Consider the following 206-nt stretch of genomic DNA (forward strand, 5'->3'; position numbering starts at 1 on the left):
TACTGACTCAGCCATTTCTGCAGGGTAGATTTGCCAATACCCAGTGAGCTTGCCACATCAGGTATGGTGCGGTTGTGATCAGTGACTAAGCTAATCGCTTCTAATTTAAATTCTCGGGTATATTGGTTGCGTTTGTTGGTCATACTATTTTCCTTCTTTGGGTTAGTATAGCCTCTTAGCAGTTGTCCAATTTAATTATGCCACTA

The 206-nt window shown here is 41.3% G+C and carries 1 protein-coding gene; it reads right to left on the reverse strand.

Features of this window, described 5'->3' with window-relative positions:
• On the reverse strand, positions 1-143 hold a 143-nt coding region (locus tag ACT3QP_RS15235), incomplete at its 3' end, for a transposase (RefSeq protein ID WP_444526090.1).
• Positions 144-206: the final 63 nt, after the last annotated feature.

The sequence above is a fragment of the Psychrobacter sp. AOP7-B1-24 genome, assembly GCF_052376215.1.
Classification (GTDB): Bacteria; Pseudomonadota; Gammaproteobacteria; order Pseudomonadales; family Moraxellaceae; genus Psychrobacter.